Source organism: Streptomyces sp. NPDC058964, from assembly GCF_042741275.1.
GTDB lineage: Bacteria > Actinomycetota > Actinomycetes > Streptomycetales > Streptomycetaceae > Streptomyces.
Genome location: NZ_JBHYKH010000875.1, coordinates 1 through 2,020, shown reverse-complemented (window position 1 = coordinate 2,020; position 2,020 = coordinate 1). Strand labels below are relative to the sequence as shown.

Sequence of the window (2,020 nt, the reverse complement as noted above, 5' to 3'; positions counted from 1 at the left end):
GGTGTGCCCGTACGCGGGCACCACCTGCTCGGCGATGTGGGGCAACAAGGGCACCGACCCCAGGGACGTCTACCTCGAGACGTTCTATGACGACGACGAGGGCGGAAGCGGCCTCACGCATGCGGACCGGCTCGCCCGCATCGGCGACGGCGCGGGGGTCCCCGGCCTGGAGTTCGGCACCGAGAAGGGCGCGATCGTCGACGTGTCCGACGGCTACGCCGTCTACAACTCGGGCGGTGCCACACCGACGCAGTACGTCGCCAGGTTCGGCTATGCCGCGAAGCTGAAGCGCTCGATCCGCGCCGCCGCCCTGAACGGCTCCACCCTCTGGAGCGCCACCGCCACCGCCGGCCAGGTCACCTCGTACAGCCTCACCGAGGACAAGACCCTCACCACGGTGACGATCCCGGGCGCCGCCTGCGTCCCGACCGAGCTGCAGGCCGCCGGCCGCTGGCTGTACTGGGCCTGCGGGACGGACGCGGCGGCCTCGGCGGGCGTGTACGACACCAAGGCCCGTACGTCGGTCGCCGTCACCCCCGGTGACGTGCTGCTCGGCGACGGCTTCACCGTCCGCCACGACCACGCCGCCGACGAGCTGATCCTCACCGACGCGGCCAGCGGCGCCACCCGCGTGGTCGCCGCCAGGCTCCCGGACACCGGTCTGGCCGCCGACCGCCGCTTCCGCTGGACCGTGGACGAGTACACGGGCCTGGTCGCCTGGTTCGACATGTTCGAGCAGACGCACGTCGCCACCACCGGCGTGACCCCGTCCGCCCCGACCGCGTTCGAGTCGACCGCCGGAGACTACGCCACGCCGTCCGCGTCCGACTCCTGGACCGGCAACTGGCTGCTTTCCCGTCCCGTCACCTCCTGGTCGCTGACCCTCACCTCGGTGGAGAGCGGCGAGACCGGCAAGGCCACCCGCACGTTCACCGGCGGTGCGGCCACCGCACGGGTGTCGGTGGGCTGGAACGGCAAGACCGCGAGCGGAAGCCGCTTCCCCAGCGGCCACTTCACATGGACCCTGACGGCAACGGGCCTCGGCACCTCCACCGCCACCACCGTCAGGACCGGCAGCGGCTTCCTCGACCACGGGGCGCCGGTACGGCACGACTTCGGCAGCCCGGACGGCCCGGACGGAGTCGGTGACCTGCTGACCCTCAACTCGTCGGGCGGTCTCACCTTCCAGATCGGCACGGGGACCGGGAAGTTCTCGGACAAGGTCACCGGAACCGGCTGGGCGACGAGCGCCAAGGCCGTCCCGTTCGGCGACCTGAGCGGGGACAGCTGCAACGACGTGCTGGTACGGCTGGGCAGCGGGGCCCTGCGGCTGTACAAGCCGGGCTGCGGCGCCGCGCTCAAGCCGACGACGTCGTACACCACGCTGGCGACCAGCGGCTGGACCCAGTACGACCTGCTGACCTCGCCCGGCGACATCAGCGGCGACGGCCGGGCCGACCTGATCGCCCGCAACGCGTCGACCGGCGCGGTGTACCTGTTCAAGGGCACCAGCACGGGCAAGCTGTCCGACCGGGTGAAGCTGTACGACAACTGGAAGGGCTACAAGAAGATCGTCGGCACCGGCGACCTCGACGGCGACGGCATCGGCGACCTGCTCGCCCAGGACACGTCGAACAACCTGTACCGCTACAACGGCACCGGCAAGGGCACCCTGACCGCCCGCACCAAGGTGTTCGGCAACTGGGGTGCCTCGTACAACGCCGTCGTCGGCGTCGGCGACATCAACCGCGACGGCAAGGCGGACCTCGTCGCGCGGGACACCTCGGGCAACCTGTACCGCAACTACGGTGACGGCAAGGGATCGTTCGGGGCGCGCACGCAGATCGCGACCGGATGGGGCGGGTACAAGGCCCTGTCATAGACCCGGCGTCATAGACCCGGCTCGCGCAAGCGAGAAGGGGGGGGGCGGCGGCCTGGAGGATTGGGGGGGGCGCGGGGTGTATTTCCTCCCCGCCGGCGGTTCCCCCGGGGCCGGCGCGGTGGGCGGCGTGGCGTCCGC

1 protein-coding gene is annotated in these 2,020 nt (G+C 71.6%); it reads left to right on the top strand.

Features of this window, described 5'->3' with window-relative positions; translation table 11 throughout:
• Positions 1-1,882 (top strand): FG-GAP-like repeat-containing protein (locus tag ACFW2E_RS45860; RefSeq protein WP_384477851.1); only part of this gene is annotated, 1,882 nt, incomplete at its 5' end.
• Between the last annotated feature and the right edge of the window lie 138 nt (positions 1,883-2,020).